1 protein-coding gene is annotated in these 289 nt (G+C 46.7%); it reads right to left on the bottom strand.

Going from position 1 to position 289, the window contains the following annotated elements:
- Positions 1-289: cadherin repeat domain-containing protein (locus tag BLO31_RS23880; protein ID WP_175443236.1), on the bottom strand; the 289-nt coding region annotated here is incomplete at both ends.

Below are 289 nucleotides of genomic sequence, written 5' to 3'. Positions count from 1 at the left end.
AACGTCTTCTTCGTTCAACGTCACCGTGATTTCGGTGTCGTTTACGCCATCGGAAGCAACAACTGTAATGGTGTGATTATTACCCAGCGTTTCATAGTCATTGGTAAAGGCATCCACACCCGCTGGTGTCAGGCTAATATTACCTTCGCTATCGATTTCAAATAGCCCGTCTAACGGATCGTCGTCGCCATAACTGATGCTATAGGTAATTTCTCCCCCTTCAGGGTCACTGGCGGTGACTTGGCCGATAACATCGCCATCTGCCGAATTTTCCAAATAATTAAAGACG

This window comes from Vibrio sonorensis (assembly GCF_001854765.1).
Classification (GTDB): Bacteria; Pseudomonadota; Gammaproteobacteria; order Enterobacterales; family Vibrionaceae; genus Vibrio; species Vibrio sonorensis.
This window is presented reverse-complemented; position numbering and strand designations above follow the sequence as displayed.